The organism is Sphingorhabdus sp. Alg231-15, from assembly GCF_900149705.1.
In the GTDB taxonomy this organism is placed as follows: Bacteria; Pseudomonadota; Alphaproteobacteria; order Sphingomonadales; family Sphingomonadaceae; genus Parasphingorhabdus.
Window position 1 is genome coordinate 3,570,525 of the sequence record NZ_LT703001.1, and the last position, 15,310, is coordinate 3,585,834.

Below are 15,310 nucleotides of genomic sequence, written 5' to 3' on the forward strand. Positions count from 1 at the left end.
CCAGTGTTTGCCGATGCCGGTCTGCTCAGACTCGCTTACATCGCCAATATCCTGATTTTGGCGCCGATCTGCTGGAGTATGTTTTTCGGCAGCGGTGTGACCAGTGTGTTTGACGGCAAGGTTGAAGAGTCCGCTGGTCTTCGAATATTGGTCGGGAGTCTGTGGCTGGCAATATTGGTCGGATCGGCAATAGGTATGTTTGCGCCACGTGTATTCGCGCCTGTCATATTGATTCAGATATTCTACAAAAGTATCTGGCTGCTTGTCTTTGTACTGCCATTGATCGCAGCTGGTGAATCCGATCAGGTTCCATGGGGAATTTCAGCCACATTCATTGCGATTATAGTTAGCTATCCAATTCTGTTCTGGTTTTCAGGGGTTTGGAGAAACGGTTGACGGGGTACCCCGCATCAATTGCGGAGCACCCCGTTCAAGTGTCTAAAATGACTTTTGCCAGCCGATGGTAAACATCCAGTCGCCTGTCATTTGAGGGCCATTGAGATCCTGATATACCGGAGCTCCAACTTCGATACCCAGACGATGACCCGCCAATGGCCCGTGCGTGCCGACAAGATTGATACCGCCGATCAGATCGACCCGTTCGCCGCCCTGAAAATCGGGATTGGCGGTTTGGACAGGTCCCATGATCATCGGATCAATTCCCTGCACCCGACTGGTGGCTCGACCCTTGATACGGCCTGACAAGCTAATCCATTGCGCCGGGCGATAGCTGATCCAGGTGGTCAGCTCGTGCACATCGCCAAAGCGGTAACCTTGATCGTTAGTGCCCGTGCGGATTGTCGCATTATATTGCGAACCAAGACCTACCGATCCGTGCCAGCTTTTGTAGGTAACGGACGGTTCGAGGTCCCAAGTGCCCGACCCGATTTGCATCATATAGGGCACGCGGACGGTTGGCTCGCCACCCATCGGGGTGAGGATTTGAGCGGTCTTTGTTGTCGATCCGGTCGGAATGGAAACGGCAGCTCGGACATTAAGCTCCCGCTGCGCATCGCCTTTGCGATCCGAAACACCCAAAATCGGAAATATACCACCAAGGGTGATATCACCGAATCCCTTCGGATTGGTTGTGAAATTGCCCTGCACATTGGTACCAGCGCCTCCGGCAAAAGTTATATGCTCCATTTCCTTTTCGACATAGCTGCCCATGGCAATCAATGTGACCCAATCGGTTGGCGCATACATTGCACCCACCATTGTCATATCAGTGCGCATGGCGGTTGGCACAATACGTAATGTTGGTGGTTGGCCCGGGGCACCGAAAAAATGATTGGGGATGGTGCTTACAATGTCTTCGGGAGAGACGCTGTCGGTCCCGATCTGATTGCCGCTCATCTCCATATGCATATGGCGGACCGAGAACATAACCTCGCCCTTCTTATGAGCATGGTCGGCCATCACACCTATCGGGGCGTGATCATCGGCCCTGACATCATGGGCAAGCGTGGGTGTGGAAAGGCAGGCGGCAACAAGCCCCCCTGCGCAAAGCGAGTATTTCATGGTATTTTCCTGTAATTGTCTGATGTTTGGCCGCTGAAAGGGTTCAGAATAGGCCGATAATTGAGATCAGGCGGTGACAGGCGGACCAGTTGCTGGCGGAATGTTGATCCGGTTGCGGACAGCAAAATGGCGCTGAACTTCTGGTACATGCGGGGCCATGACCTGATCATTGATCGCGATCGTGGGGGGCGTTGAAATCAGACTGGCCCCGGAAGATGCCGCATAACCACAGACAGAGCTTCCAGTCTCGGAATTTGGTGATTCTGGTTGATCTGGACCGCCATAAACCATCGCTAGCATCGCATAGTCAGGATGGTCCGGCGTAATGGCTAGCTTGCTGATGCCATGACCAGAACACAATTCGATGGAGAAACCATCTGCGGTTTGACTTGGCATAAAGCCCTGTGGAGCAAGAGCGGAAAGCAACAGCGCAAACACAGCCAGGGTGATGGACAGCAGTTTGCCTCGCAATGGCTTTTGTGGGGGTGCGGCTATATTCATCGCTTCGGCGGATCTATAGTAATGCTAACCGGCATTGGCCAGTAAGGAATGTCGATCAAAGCAGTTTTATTGGGCTCTGTGTTGCGATCATCTTAGCGGTTCTATCGGCAATGATCAGAAAACCGCTTTCGGGTGTTCCAAAACCAAGGCGCTGGCGTTTGAATTTGAAGATCGATGTTTCGGAAACATGGATTTGGCCCCAGGGCACAAAAAAAGGGCGCTGGAATGGACCGAAGATTTTCCACATTGATACACGCAGGCCCGTTCGACAGACGTCAAGGCGTAAACAGCCAGAGAAATTGACTTTTGCTGACGATATTCCGCCCATAGCACCGGATTGGGCGCGCATGATCATCAAGGTTTCGTCAGGTCTGTCTGGGAATCGGTTCTGCAGCTTATTCCATCCGGACATGCGCCCGAGCAAAGTAACGACAAGCAACCACATACCCAGAAATATGACTGGGAATAGAGCCAAGATCGTGGTTTCGTCTATCGGGAAACCCACGAGTACAAAGGGTTCGGTGTCGGATGAAGCGACCTTGTTACACCCGCATCGGCATCAGCACATAAAGTGCCGGTGACTTGTCATCCTCACGGATCAATGTTGGCGCACTGGCATCAGCGAGGTGAAGCTCGACATTGTCGCCTTCAATTTCGCTCAGAATGTCCAAGAGGTACCGCGAGTTAAAGCCAATTTCAAAGCTGTCTTCCTTGTAAGCCCCCGGGACTTCTTCGGCCGCAGTGCCGTTTTCTGGTGAAGTAACGGACAGCGTGATCTTATCATCGCCCAAGGCCATTTTGACTGCACGGGTCTTTTCGGTGGCAATGGTCGAGACACGGTCGACGCCTTGAGCAAAGCTCTTTGGATCAATTTTCAGAATCTTGTCATTTCCGGTCGGAATGACGCGTGTGTAATCCGGGAATGTACCGTCAATCAGCTTGCTTGTCAGGATCGCAGTGCCGAGAGTGAAACGAATTTTGCTCGCAGACAGGTCAATCTGAACGGATGCTTCGCCATTTTCGTCAAGCAGCTTGCGCAGTTCATTGACGCATTTGCGCGGGACAATAACGTCCGGCATGCCTTCCGCTCCAGCCGGACGGGGCAGGGTGACACGGGCCAGACGATGGCCGTCAGTGGCAGCTGCTTTCAAAACCGGCGTCTCTTCATCCTGAACATGCAGAAAAATGCCGTTCAGATAATAGCGTGTTTCTTCTGTGGAGATCGCGAATTTCGTTTTATCGATAATCTGTACCAAGGAAGCCGCGGGCAGCTCGAAACTTGTAGGCAGATCACCCTCGGCGATGATTGGGAAATCATCACGAGGCAAGGTTTGCAGATTAAATCGTGCCCGGCCTGCATTGACCTTCATTTTGCCATCGGCAGCGTCCAGTTGTACCTGGGATCCATCTGGCAATTTGCGGGCAATATCGAATAGCGTATGAGCCGATACGGTTATTGAGCCTGCGGTTTCCACCTGTGCTTCGACAGTCTCAACGACTTGCAAGTCTAGGTCAGTGGCCATTAATTTAATGCCGCCACCATCGCTGGCTTCGATCAATACATTGGACAGAATGGGGATCGTATTGCGCCGCTCAACCACCGACTGGACGTGGCCCAGACTTTTCAGCAGTGCTGCGCGTTCAATTGTCGCTTTCATAAACCGTCCTTCATTTCCTGTCCCTGGGCAGAGTATTTCGCCCTAATGGCTGTCCTGGACACAGCAAAAGACTCCGTCCAGATCACAGATAGTCATCGCTTCATTAACAATATCAACCAATAGGGCAAGCCTGATACAGGGGGTGACAAAGATATTGCGGTGAAAATCTGTGGAAAAAACACACAATGCGGCTAAACCCGCTAAAGATAATGACCAGCGACGTTATGTAAAAGCGAATTAGGCTATAGTTATGAGCAATTTAAGTGGCAATTTCAGCACAAACGGAAAGCGCTTGTTCATTGCCCGTCATGGCGAGACGATTTTCAATCTGGCTGGCCGTATTCAGGGGAATGATGCGCATACCCCTTTGACACAGCGTGGTTTCGCTCAAGCTGATGAAATGGGCCGTGCGTTGGCGCTCTATTTGGGCGGTTTCTGCGACCTTGATCTCGTTGCTTCAGACACAGGCCGAGCATTGCAAACCTTATCTATCGTTTGTGAACATATTGAGTTGGATTGGCACAACACCACTCCTGATTCCCGTCTTCGGGAAATCAATATGGGAGAATGGGAAGGCATTTATTACGGCAAGCTCAACGGTCAGCTGAAAGTTGATTACGACCAGGGATTATTTCTCACCCAAGCGCCGGGCGGAGAAACATATCGCGACATTGTGAACCGATTGAAGACTTGGTTTGCCGACCAAGTATTTGACCGTGACATGCTTTTAATCAGTCACGGGATGACCAGCCGGGTGTTGCGGGGTTTGTTGACCGGGCAACCGTCGCTGGAACTCATTGATGCGCCTATGGCTGAAAGCCTACCACAAGGTTCGATGGTTCAAATTGTCGATGGCGCGGAGACAATTGTCCATCTGGGTGCAGGAGAGGGTGAAAAGGCATGAGAATTGCCGCTGTGGCTCTGGCCGCCATCTGCCTAGCAGCAATGTCCACACCAATTGCGGCCAAGGACTCGCTCGGCGTTTTCAACAGCTGGGGCGCCTTTCGCGATCCGGCCGTTCCGCGTTGTTACGCAATTGCCGAGTCAGAGGACATAAGGGGAAAGGCTGAGCGCAAGTCTTACGCCTCAGTCGGTTTCTGGCCCAAGCGCAATGTTCGCGCGCAATTTCATGTTCGTCTCAGCCGCGATCGCTCTACCAATAGTCGTGTCATGGTCGGTATAGGTGGTCGTCGGTTCCAACTGACGGCCAACCGGTCGGATGGCTGGTCGCAGGATAGACGCATGGATGCCGCAATAATTGCGGCTTTACGCTCCGCCAACAGCATGACCATTGAGAGCACGGGGCGTGATGGCAAACCGATTGTTGATGCTTATCTGTTGCGCGGTGCGGCAACCGCAATTGATGCGGCTTCATTGGGCTGTTCGCGTCTGCAACCAAGGGGTTGATGTAACTGTTTGATCGTCGGACCGGTGAAGGGTTATCCATCTGATCGCTGGTATTTCATGCATTGCGGCCCTATATGCGCCCTCATGCAGATTCCCGGCCATATAGATCCTGTCCCGTTACCCGCCAAAGTGACGCCTCGTGAAGACGGGCGCGTGGACCTTATTGGTTTGAGTGTAGCCGAAATTCGGGACGTGCTGATCGAAGCGGGGTTGGATGAAAAACAGGGAAAGCTGCGCTCAAAGCAGTTATTTCACTGGATGTACCATCGCGGAATTGATGATTTTACGGTGATGACAGATATGAGCAAGACGCTGCGCCCATGGTTGGCAGAGCGTTTTGTGATCGGACGTCCGGAAATTGTCGAAGCCCATTTATCGGAAGATGGAACACGCAAATGGTTGCTGCGATCTGCGGATAAACAAGACTATGAAATGGTCTTCATTCCTGATGAAGATCGCGGTACACTTTGCATTTCCTCGCAAGTCGGTTGCACACTTAACTGCCGCTTCTGCCACACCGGGACGATGCGGTTAGTCCGTAATCTAACTCCGGGCGAAATTGTCGGGCAGGTCATGTTGGCGCGCGATGCGCTGGGAGAATGGCCAAAGGGAGTTATGGATTTCGCTGACGATGAAGAGGCGGAAAATACCAAGGAATATAATCAGGCTTACAAGTCTGATGGCCGCTTGCTGACCAATATCGTTCTGATGGGCATGGGCGAGCCGCTTTATAATTTTGACAATGTCCGCGATGCCATGAAGGTTGTGATGGATGGCGCCGGTCTTGCGCTGTCACGCCGCCGGATTACTTTGTCGACCAGCGGTGTGGTGCCAATGATTGCACGCGCTGGCGAAGAGATAAGCGTCAATCTGGCAATATCGCTGCATGCGGTAAACAAGGAAACGCGGGACGAGATAGTGCCGCTCAACCGCAAATACTCCATTGAAGAATTGCTCCAGGCCTGCGCGGATTACCCGGGTTCCAGCAACTCGCGGCGGATCACCTTTGAATATGTGATGCTGAAAGACAAGAATGACAGCGACGAAGATGCACGCGAATTGGTCAATCTACTGCGCCAATATGATCTGCCAGCCAAGGTAAATTTGATCCCGTTCAATCCCTGGCCGGGTTCTGCCTATGAATGTTCGACGCCGGAGCGGATCAAGGCATTTTCCAAGATTGTCTTTGATGCCGGTATCAGCGCGCCTGTGCGAACGCCGCGCGGGCGGGACATAATGGCTGCATGCGGTCAGTTAAAGTCAGCGAGCGAAAAGAAAAGCAGAGCCGAACTCGACCGTCTGGCCGAAGAAAAACAGGCCGCACTCGGCTGATGTGCCAGATCTAAACGGTTGCTATTACGTCGATCTCTACCATCAGGTCGGGGATGGCCAAGGCTTTGACCTCGACAATTGTATCCGCTGGATAGGGCTCTGAAAAATAGCGTTTTCGAGCTTCGACGATTTTTGGAAAATAGGCCATATCGGTGAGATAGATGGTGACCTTGACGATTTTTTCTCGGCTGCTGCCACCAGCTGCTAATACGCGATCGATATTGATGAACACCTGCGCTATCTGTTGATCAATGTCTCCGACGCCAACAATATTACCCGCTTCGTCAATTGCGGCTTGGCCGGATAGAAACAGAATATCACCAACCCGCCAACCGGGCGCGATGGCGTAAGGAGCGAGGGGATCCGGGTCCAATGAAATTACTTGGTGGTTGTTGGTCATTGATACCTCACGCTGGCAACAAGTTTCTTTCGTTGCACTGTAACGACTAACTTTCTTTTGTCGAACAACTGATTAGAATGAAAAGTGAAATGACGGATACGCCAGAACGAAAACTATTGCGCCACCGGCTGACCACCCGGCTTTGGCATTGGATCAATGCACTGTGCCTTCTTGTGCTATTGATGAGCGGTCTGACCATTTTTAATGCGCATCCGCGGCTCTACTGGGGCGAATATGGTTCCAATGACGACTACGCTTGGGCCGCGGTGGGGTCATCGCAAACAGTGGGTTATGTCCGGCTCGGCGAAACAAAGATCGACACAACCGGTTTTATCGGAAATTGGCGCGATAGCGATGGTCAGATACAGACCTGGGCTTTTCCTGGCTGGGCAACGATACCATCCTATTACAGCCTTGCTGACGGGCGACGCTGGCATTTCTTCTTCGCATGGATATTCAGCGTTGGTTTGGCCTTTTTCATGATCCGTTCGTTGTTCAACCGCCATGTGCAAAATGATTTGCATATCAGCCGCGCCGAATGGCGGCCTTCCCAGATCTTGCGCGATATGAAAAACCATTTGCGGCTGCGGTTTCACGATGATGGCGGCGTTAACATCTATAATGTCCTGCAAAAGTTCAGCTATGTTGGAGTGATCTTCATTCTGTTGCCTCTTATGATATTTACAGGATTGGCTATGTCTCCTGCGATGGATGCGAACTGGCCGTGGCTCACCGACATATTCGGTGGCCGCCAATCGGCGCGATCCATTCACTTTATCGGAATGTTTCTGCTGGTGTTGTTCTTCATTGTCCATATGATCAGTTTGCTGTTGGTAGGACCGTTCAAGCAGACCTGGGCCATGATCGCTGGCGGAAAGCGGAAGGAAGGCGACCATGGATAGTTTACTGTCTCGACGAAAACTCATTACCGCAAGTGCCCTGGGCGCTGGCAGTTTGCTGAGTGGTTGCGATGCATTGAGCCGCAGCACTGCCTTTCAAGATTTACTGGGTAGTGCCGAAAATGCCAATTTTTTTTTCCAACGCGCCTTGGGCGATCGGATGGAGCTGGCCAGCGAATATAGTATCAAAGATCTGTCGCCGAAGTTTCGAGCCAATGGTACACGCGATCCCGGAACGGCCGATTATACGGCCAGTGCCGCGCAAGGTTTTGCGGATTGGCAATTGCGTCTGACGGGACTGTTCGGGAAGCCTCAGAGTTTTTCTCTGGCGGCCTTGCTGTCGATGCCGCAGCGAACTCAGATCACTCGGCATGATTGTGTTGAAGGCTGGAGCGCGATTGGCCAGTGGACCGGCGTTCCTCTGAAATTGCTACTGGATCTGGCGCAGTTACAGGACAAAGCGAAATTTCTCGTTTTCCATTGCGCTGATCGGCTAGGCGGCCGCCCTTATTACGAGAGCATTGACTTGCTCGATGCATTCCATCCCCAGACGATCATGGCTCACCGGTTGAATGGAGAGGCTGTACCGATAGAAAACGGAGCACCGCTGCGGCTGCGGGTGGAGCGACAACTCGGCTATAAGCATGCAAAATATGTGACCGGGATTGAGGCGGTGGCGACGCTGGACAATATCGGTTCTGGCAAGGGTGGTTATTGGGAAGATGTCGCCAATTATGAATGGTATGCCGGAATCTAACCGGCATCTGATGAGGGATATTATTTGCTGAAGGAGCGCATGAATGTCCATTTTGGGTAGTTTTTTAGGAAGCGTTGTAAAAAAAGGGTCAATTGCTGTCATTCACCCGGATGGCTCAACGGAAAAATTCGGAAAGCCAGAAGAGGGGTATCCGGATGTTGCCGTGCGCTTGGCTGACAAGGGCGTTATGCGTCAAATATTGCTTGATCCCCGTCTAGGCGCAGCCGAAACCTTCATGGATGGGCGCCTGATCGTCGAGCAGGGCGATATCATGCAGCTGGTGCAGTTACTCCGTGCCAACCGGCGCTGGGAGCGAGGTGGCCGCCTGAATGATCCAAGCGCATTCAAGAAAGCAAAAAGTTTCATCGCAGCGCGTTTGGATAGTATCAACGGACAACGCCGTTCCAAGGCTAACGTTGCCCATCACTATGATCTTAGCCGTGATCTTTACGAGCTGTTTCTCGACAAGGACATGCAATATAGTTGCGCCTATTGGACCGATCCAGGCAATACGCTTGAGCAAGCCCAGCTTGACAAGAAAGCCCATATTGCCGCCAAGCTGGACCTGAAAGCTGGCCAGCGCGTACTCGATATCGGTTGTGGCTGGGGTGGTATGGCGCTTTATCTGCATCAAAAATTTGGTGTCGAAATTCTGGGCATCACGCTGAGCGAAGAACAGCTGAAAGTCGCCCAGGAGCGAGCGGAGAAAGAAGGTGTTGCCGACAAGGTGAAATTTGAGCTGATCGACTATCGTGACCTTGCTGAGCGCGAGGCGGGGCAGTTTGACAGGATAGTGTCGGTTGGCATGTTCGAACATGTTGGGACGCCGAACTTTAAAACCTTCTTTCGCTGTGTTGCCAATCTGATGACTGACGACGGGGTTATGCTGCTTCATACAATTGGCCGGATGGGAAAACCAGGCACGACCGATGCCTTCACTCGTAAATATATCTTTCCGGGAGGCTATATACCCGCACTAAGCGAGACCGTGGAGGCCAGTGAGCATTACCGTCTGATGGCGACGGATATTGAAACACTGCGGCTACATTACGCCCTGACTCTGCGTGAATGGTACAACCGGGCTGTGGCGAATAAAGAGAAGATCGTAGCACTTTATGACGAGCGCTTTTTTCGGTTGTGGACCTTCTATCTGGCCGGCGCGACGGCGGCGTTTGAAAGCGGCAGCATGTGCAACTACCAAATCCAGTTCAGTCGTAGCCGCCATTCACTGCCAATAACGCGCGATTATATCAGGGAAGCCGAGCAGAATTTGCAGAGCTGATTAACATCAGTATCTGTCGTCATGGGTATTTTTTGTCCATTGCCTCTTTGTCAAATGCAATGAGTTCCGCCAGCACGTTTCGATCAATTCGGTCAAGCCTGGTTACGTAGAGACATGCGGATCCCCGCTTGTGCGGTCCAAGCCTTTCAAGCAACTCCGTTTGTTTAGCTTTGTTCTCTTGTTCGCTGGTGCAGCTTAGTACGTAAAGGCTGAGATTCTGTTTTCTCGGTGAAAAGCCGGAACGGCACATATCGCCTTCGCGACCGGAATCATATTTGTAATGATAGCTACCAAATCCGACGATGCTATCTCCCCACATTTTTGGTTCTTCGCCGGTGATACTCGTGAACATGTCGAGCAGTTCCATGGCATCCTGCCGACGCCCCTCATGCTCCACTGTTTCAATGAACGCGGTCACATCACCGTCATTCTCTTTCGTTTTGTTTTCCGCTGTAGCCATGTTTTCCTCCTCTATACCCTGCATATCATATTGCTTACAAATTTGGAGCCTGTTAGGCGCGCCGGACATTCCATTTTCGAAAGTATCATCATGAGCGATTCCGTAAAGCGTGTGGTTCTGGCCTTTTCCGGAGGGCTTGATACCAGTGTTATCCTGAAATGGCTGCAGCAGGAATATGGCTGCGAGGTTGTGACCTTTACGGCCGATCTGGGGCAGGGTGAAGAACTGGGTCCGGCTCGCAAGACCGCAGAAATGCTCGGCGTTAAGCCGGAGCATATCTTTATCGATGATCTGCGCGAAGAATTTGTGAAAGACTATGTTTTTCCAATGATGCGCGCCAATGCGCTCTACGAAGGGCTCTATCTGCTCGGTACCTCAATTGCTCGACCGTTGATTTCAAAGCGTCAGATCGAGATTGCCAAAGCAACCGGTGCAGATGCCGTAGCCCATGGTGCGACGGGCAAAGGCAATGATCAGATTCGTTTTGAACTGGGCTATTACGGCCTGAATCCCGATGTAAAAGTCATTGCACCATGGCGGGAATGGGATTTGACTAGCCGTACGCGGCTAATTGAATTTGCGGAAAAGCACCAAATTCCTGTTCCCAAGGACAAGCGCGGAGAAGCACCGTTTTCAACTGACGCAAACATGTTGCACACTTCGTCGGAAGGCAAGGTGCTTGAGGATCCATGGGAAGAAGTGCCCGATTATGTCTATTCGCGGACGAACAACCCGGAAGATGCGCCCGATAAACCGGAATATATCACCATCGACTTTGAACATGGCGATGGCGTAGCGATTAATGGCGAAGGCATGAGTCCCGCAACCTTGCTCGAGAAACTCAACGATTACGGTCGAGAGCATGGCATTGGCCGACTTGATCTGGTCGAGAATCGCTTTGTCGGCATGAAATCTCGCGGCATGTACGAGACGCCAGGTGGTACCATCTATCACGCAGCACATCGCGGGATCGAACAGCTTACTCTCGACAGCGGCGCTGCCCATATGAAAGACGAGCTGGCGCCGCGCTACGCTGAACTCGTCTATAATGGCTTCTGGTTCGCGCCAGAGCGAGAGATGTTGCAGGCTGCAATCGACAAAAGCCAGGAGCGCGTGACTGGCACAGTAAGGCTGAAGCTTTACAAAGGGTCGGTCAATGTCGTTGGTCGCAAGGCAGATGTTAACTTTAACCTGTATAGCGAAGATGTCGTGACGTTTGAGGATGACGCCGGAGCTTATGATCAGAAAGATGCGGAAGGCTTTATCAAGCTAAATGCCTTGCGGCTTCGGCTGCTTGGCAAGCGTGATGGCTAATCTGATCTGATATGCTGATCGCGATTTTCACCTTGTTGGTTGGCTTTGTCGTCTTGATCGGCGGTGGAGAACTGCTGGTGCGCGGCGCGGTGCGGGTTGCGGAGCGTGCCGGGATGTCAGAATTGCTGATCGGGCTGACCATCGTCGGTTTCGGGACGTCTGCGCCTGAATTGGTCGCGAGTGTGGAAGCGGCGCGGGCCGGATCGCCAGGTATCGCCTGGGGTAATGTTGTGGGATCAAATCTGGCCAATAGTCTGTTGATCCTGGGAACAGCGTCCTTGATTTTGCCAATGGTGGTGCCGCGCGGACCGTTATGGCGTGATGGTGGTCTGGCCATGGTAGCAACGATCACCCTTTGGTTTGTGGCGAGTACCAGCGGCATAACCGTTGCCATTGGTGCCGGATTTCTAATCCTTCTCTGTGCCTATCTCGGATATGCCTACTGGGCCGAGAGGACACAGCCTGTTGGGGCTAGCGCTTTGCACGAGAAAGCAGAGTCGCTCGAAGTCACCGATACCCATCTGCATGACGAGCAACCGCTCTGGCGCTCGGTCCTAACCTTGATCGGCGGGATTGTGCTGATTGTGGCCGGAGGGCGCTGGCTGGTTGAAGGAGCGGTTGATCTGGCGCGGCTGGTGGGGCTGAGTGAAGCGGTCATCGGTTTGACGGTCATTGCGATCGGAACCTCGCTGCCAGAACTCGTGACTTCGGTCATTGCAGCTTACAAGGGGGCCAGTGCGGTTGCATTGGGCAATGTGCTGGGTTCGAACATCTTCAACCTGCTGCTGATTGGCGGGGTTACTGCGGTAATTGCGCCGGGGACTATTCCAGGAGAGATCACCAATTATGGCCTGCCATTGCTGATCGCGACGTCGGTGCTGTTGATGATCTTTGCAGCGACTGGGCGAAGGATAACGCGGTGGGAGGGGGCGATCCTTTTGCTCATCTACTTTGCTCAACTCGTTTATAATGTGGTGGCTGTCTAAGCTCTTTCTTTGTTGCTGAAGTTTGCGAAAGGGCCGCGCAGCTTGACTCTGCGTTTATATTTCGATATTACTGGAAATATGGAAACGATTCGCAATCACACCGCCGTAAATGCCCTGTCAGCGCTAGCGCAGGAGCATCGCCTGGCGATATTCCGCTTGCTCGTGCAGGCGGGGCGCAGCGGACTGCCCGCGGGTCAGATCGCCAAGCAGCTCGATATGCCGGCGAGCTCGCTATCCTTTCACCTGTCGCACCTGAAAAATGGCGGCGTGGTGAGCGACGAAAGGGATGGCCGCTCGATCATCTATCGCGCCGATTTTCAGGCGATGAACCAGCTGATGGCGTTTCTCCTGGAAAATTGCTGCGCGGGCGATGACTGCCTGCCGGTGGACGCAGCTGACACATGTTTGGAAGGACAAGACACATGAAAAGATTTCACCTGAACCTGAAAGTCTCGGATCTCGAAAAATCCCGTGCCTATTACGCGAAGCTATTTGGCGAACAGCCGGCTGTCGTGAAGCCCGATTACATCAAATGGTTGCTCGACGACCCCTATATCAATTTCTCGATTGAGCCGGTCAGCGATGCAGCTGGCGGCGAAACCGGCATAGCCCATGTTGGCCTCCAGACGGAAAACCTGGAAGAATTGCAATCGGTCTACGAGCGCGTGCAAGACGCCGCCGGACCGCGGTTTGAGGAAGGCGCGACCACCTGCTGCTATGCCTCGTCAGAGAAAAACTGGACGCAGGATCCCGATGGCCTGATCTGGGAAGCCTTCTACACTGAAGGTCAGGTTGCCCATTATGGAAAGACACCGGATGTTGGCGCAGGCAAGGCTATGGCCAATTCCAATGTTGATTGCTGCTTGAACTAGGACGACGAAAATGGGGGTGTTTTCAAGGGCGCAAAAGCTTGGCGCCGAAGCGTTGGGCTCGTTCTTCCTGTTCGTCACGGTTGTCGGCTCGGGGATCATGGCTGAAAATCTGGCGGACGGAAATGTCGCCATTGCGCTGCTTGGCAATACGCTGGCAACCGGCGCGATATTATTCGTGCTGATCGCGATATTGGCCCCGATATCCGGCGCCCATTTCAATCCGGCTGTTACCTTTGTGATGCTGCTGCGCAAGGAGTTATCGCTCACGGACGCGACCCTTTTTGTGGTGATGCAACTTGTTGGCGGGCTGATCGGTGTCTGGGCGGCCCATATCATGTTCGAACTGCCGGTTTTCCAATTCAGCGAGAAAACACGAACCGGCGGCGGCCAATGGCTCGGCGAGCTGATTGCGACATTCGGACTGTTGTTCACGATATTGGGCACCGTCCGGTTTCGCCCGGAATGGGTTGCACCGGCGGTTGGTCTCTATATTTCCGCCGGATATTGGTTCACCAGCTCGACCAGCTTTGCCAATCCGGCGATTACCGTGGGCCGTGCTTTTTCCAATAGCTTTGCCGGAATTGCACCGGCTGATGTTATTGGATTTATAGCTGCGCAATTTGCCGGTGCGGCCTTGGCCTGGATGGTCACCCGTTGGTTATTTCAGGAGGTAGACTGCTATGATCAATAGGACTCAATAAAGTCCATCTGAATTTGTGTGTCTGGAATTTTCAATCCACGAGCTTGGGAAGCTAATTCAATTGCTTCATCTGTTTTCAAGCCGACAGATTTCAGGATGCAACAAACTAACAGCCCTGACCGACCAATTCCTGCTCGGCAATGTATACCCAGAGATTGACCTTGGGATAGTTTCGTCACCAGATTCGTAACCGCCGGTTTGAAACTGTCCAAATCAGGAATTTTGCGATCCGGTATGGGAAACGAGGTAAACTGCAGCCCAATCTGATCGCATTTTTCTTGTTCGCGCAAAAGACCTAGTTCCGCTGCTTCTTCTGATTCCAGCAGAGAGACGATATGATCCATTCCGGATGACTGATAGAATTTCAGATCATCCAGCAACCATTCACCCGACGGCTTTGGCATTTGAAATAGTGAACCAATGGTGGGGCCGTTGATCTTGTAGATAGAAGGCTTCATGATGCCGCATTATAAGCAAACTAGCCAATCAGCAATTCTTCCATTGCAAATTTGGGAATCAGTCCCTAAATAGCAGGCATCCCGACATTGTGAGATTTTGAAGGGGCTGGCGCCAAACGGGGCCGGCAGCAAAGACTTATTCGTCATCCGAGCTTTCGCCGGGATGACGATGAGAGAAAGAACGAGATTTGACGGATATGGCTGCCATTGTGAACCTGATCGAACCGGAAGCGGAAGCTTTGGGTTTTGAACTGGTGCGTGTGCAGTTTGTGTCAGGCGCGGATGAGCCGACCTTGCAGATCATGGCCGAGCGGCCGGAGACCGGACAGCTCGGCATTGATGATTGTGCAGCTTTGTCGCGGCGTATTTCGGAAAAATTTGATGTGCTGGAAGAAGAAGGTCGTGATCCGATTGAGGATGCCTATCGGCTGGAAGTCAGTTCGCCAGGCATTGATCGTCCGCTAACCCGCGCAAAAGATTATGCGAATTGGGCAGGACATGAAGCGCGGATCAATCTGATTGATGCCGTTTCGGGTAAGAAACAGCTCCGTGGAATTTTGGGCGGCTTGCTAGAAGACACCGAAGGTGAGATAATAGCGATTGACGATCGTAAGGCAGGACGCCAAACGACCGCCATAGAGAATGTGCATAGCGCAAAGCTGATTCTTACCGACGCTCTGATAGCCGCAACCATTCCGGTTTCTGCCGATGGCGCGGATGAAATTGAAGAAGATACTCTAAACGAAGAACAGGAAGACTAATC

At 52.3% G+C, this 15,310-nt stretch carries 19 protein-coding genes; 13 read left to right on the forward strand and 6 right to left on the reverse strand.

Annotated features, from left to right (window positions below):
* Positions 1-3 precede the first annotated feature (3 nt).
* The gene (locus DG177_RS17335) at positions 4-396 is read left to right on the forward strand and encodes a hypothetical protein (protein WP_108812636.1); all 393 of its coding nucleotides are present in this window, start codon (positions 4-6) and stop codon (positions 394-396) included.
* A 42-nt stretch (positions 397-438) separates the two neighbouring features.
* Here DG177_RS17335 and DG177_RS17340 read toward each other — a convergent pair whose 3' ends face one another.
* The 3 genes from DG177_RS17340 to dnaN all read right to left on the reverse strand — a co-directional run bounded on the left by DG177_RS17340 (position 439) and on the right by dnaN (position 3,680).
* A complete protein-coding gene (locus DG177_RS17340) occupies positions 439-1,521 on the reverse strand; it encodes an alpha-amylase (protein WP_108812637.1) in 1,083 nt (360 codons plus the stop codon).
* Between the two features lie 66 nt (positions 1,522-1,587).
* A complete protein-coding gene (locus DG177_RS17345; RefSeq protein ID WP_108812638.1) occupies positions 1,588-2,022 on the reverse strand; it encodes a DUF2946 family protein in 435 nt (144 codons plus the stop codon).
* A gap of 542 nt (positions 2,023-2,564) precedes the next feature.
* Positions 2,565-3,680, reverse strand: coding sequence for a DNA polymerase III subunit beta (gene dnaN, locus DG177_RS17355; RefSeq protein ID WP_108812640.1), 1,116 nt, complete (start codon positions 3,678-3,680; stop codon positions 2,565-2,567).
* Between the two features lie 250 nt (positions 3,681-3,930).
* On the opposite strand from dnaN, the gene DG177_RS17360 reads away from it, so the two are divergent.
* The 3 genes from DG177_RS17360 to rlmN are packed head-to-tail and all read left to right on the forward strand — an operon-like array spanning position 3,931 to position 6,419.
* Positions 3,931-4,584 carry a histidine phosphatase family protein gene (locus tag DG177_RS17360; RefSeq protein WP_108812641.1) on the forward strand — a complete coding sequence of 218 codons (654 nt, stop codon included), beginning with the start codon at positions 3,931-3,933 and terminating at the stop codon, positions 4,582-4,584.
* On the forward strand, positions 4,581-5,087 hold the full coding sequence (locus DG177_RS17365; protein WP_337659001.1) for a hypothetical protein: 507 nt from the start codon (positions 4,581-4,583) through the stop codon (positions 5,085-5,087). Before DG177_RS17360 ends, DG177_RS17365 begins: the two co-directional genes overlap by 4 nt.
* A gap of 57 nt (positions 5,088-5,144) precedes the next feature.
* Positions 5,145-6,419, forward strand: a complete 1,275-nt coding sequence (rlmN, locus tag DG177_RS17370; RefSeq protein ID WP_108813053.1) for a 23S rRNA (adenine(2503)-C(2))-methyltransferase RlmN — start codon at positions 5,145-5,147, stop codon at positions 6,417-6,419.
* 10 nt (positions 6,420-6,429) lie between these two features.
* Here the strand turns inward: rlmN and DG177_RS17375 are convergent, their stop codons facing one another.
* On the reverse strand, positions 6,430-6,819 hold the full coding sequence (locus DG177_RS17375; protein WP_108812642.1) for a Rid family hydrolase: 390 nt from the start codon (positions 6,817-6,819) through the stop codon (positions 6,430-6,432).
* A gap of 89 nt (positions 6,820-6,908) precedes the next feature.
* Here DG177_RS17375 and DG177_RS17380 point away from each other — a divergent pair, with 89 nt between their 5' ends.
* The 3 genes from DG177_RS17380 to DG177_RS17390 are packed head-to-tail and all read left to right on the forward strand — an operon-like array spanning position 6,909 to position 9,757.
* Positions 6,909-7,721 (forward strand): cytochrome b/b6 domain-containing protein, encoded by an 813-nt coding sequence (locus tag DG177_RS17380; protein ID WP_337659003.1) that lies wholly within the window; start codon positions 6,909-6,911, stop codon positions 7,719-7,721.
* Positions 7,714-8,475: a molybdopterin-dependent oxidoreductase gene (locus DG177_RS17385; protein WP_108812644.1), complete on the forward strand. Its 762-nt coding sequence runs from the start codon at positions 7,714-7,716 to the stop codon at positions 8,473-8,475. Before DG177_RS17380 ends, DG177_RS17385 begins: the two co-directional genes overlap by 8 nt.
* 43 nt (positions 8,476-8,518) lie before the next feature.
* Positions 8,519-9,757, forward strand: coding sequence for a class I SAM-dependent methyltransferase (locus DG177_RS17390; RefSeq protein WP_108812645.1), 1,239 nt, complete (start codon positions 8,519-8,521; stop codon positions 9,755-9,757).
* A 19-nt stretch (positions 9,758-9,776) separates the two neighbouring features.
* Here DG177_RS17390 and DG177_RS17395 read toward each other — a convergent pair whose 3' ends face one another.
* The gene (locus DG177_RS17395) at positions 9,777-10,217 is read right to left on the reverse strand and encodes a DUF1801 domain-containing protein (RefSeq protein WP_108812646.1); all 441 of its coding nucleotides are present in this window, start codon (positions 10,215-10,217) and stop codon (positions 9,777-9,779) included.
* A 90-nt stretch (positions 10,218-10,307) separates the two neighbouring features.
* Between DG177_RS17395 and DG177_RS17400 the strand changes: the two genes are divergently transcribed.
* From DG177_RS17400 to DG177_RS17420, 5 genes are all read left to right on the forward strand, one after another.
* Positions 10,308-11,531, forward strand: coding sequence for an argininosuccinate synthase (locus tag DG177_RS17400; RefSeq protein WP_108812647.1), 1,224 nt, complete (start codon positions 10,308-10,310; stop codon positions 11,529-11,531).
* 11 nt (positions 11,532-11,542) lie between these two features.
* Positions 11,543-12,517, forward strand: a complete 975-nt coding sequence (locus DG177_RS17405; RefSeq protein ID WP_108812648.1) for a calcium/sodium antiporter — start codon at positions 11,543-11,545, stop codon at positions 12,515-12,517.
* A gap of 78 nt (positions 12,518-12,595) precedes the next feature.
* Entirely contained in the window at positions 12,596-12,943 is a 348-nt protein-coding gene (locus DG177_RS17410; RefSeq protein WP_108812649.1) for a metalloregulator ArsR/SmtB family transcription factor, read from the forward strand.
* The gene (locus tag DG177_RS17415; protein WP_108812650.1) at positions 12,940-13,389 is read left to right on the forward strand and encodes a VOC family protein; all 450 of its coding nucleotides are present in this window, start codon (positions 12,940-12,942) and stop codon (positions 13,387-13,389) included. Before DG177_RS17410 ends, DG177_RS17415 begins: the two co-directional genes overlap by 4 nt.
* Before the next feature lie 10 nt (positions 13,390-13,399).
* The gene (locus tag DG177_RS17420) at positions 13,400-14,080 is read left to right on the forward strand and encodes an aquaporin (protein WP_108812651.1); all 681 of its coding nucleotides are present in this window, start codon (positions 13,400-13,402) and stop codon (positions 14,078-14,080) included.
* On the opposite strand, the gene DG177_RS17425 is transcribed toward DG177_RS17420, so the two are convergent.
* On the reverse strand, positions 14,074-14,547 hold the full coding sequence (locus DG177_RS17425) for a phosphatase domain-containing putative toxin (protein ID WP_108812652.1): 474 nt from the start codon (positions 14,545-14,547) through the stop codon (positions 14,074-14,076). The genes DG177_RS17420 and DG177_RS17425 overlap by 7 nt on opposite strands.
* 188 nt (positions 14,548-14,735) lie before the next feature.
* Here DG177_RS17425 and rimP point away from each other — a divergent pair, with 188 nt between their 5' ends.
* A complete protein-coding gene (rimP, locus tag DG177_RS17430; RefSeq protein ID WP_108812653.1) occupies positions 14,736-15,308 on the forward strand; it encodes a ribosome maturation protein RimP in 573 nt (190 codons plus the stop codon).
* Positions 15,309-15,310: the final 2 nt, after the last annotated feature.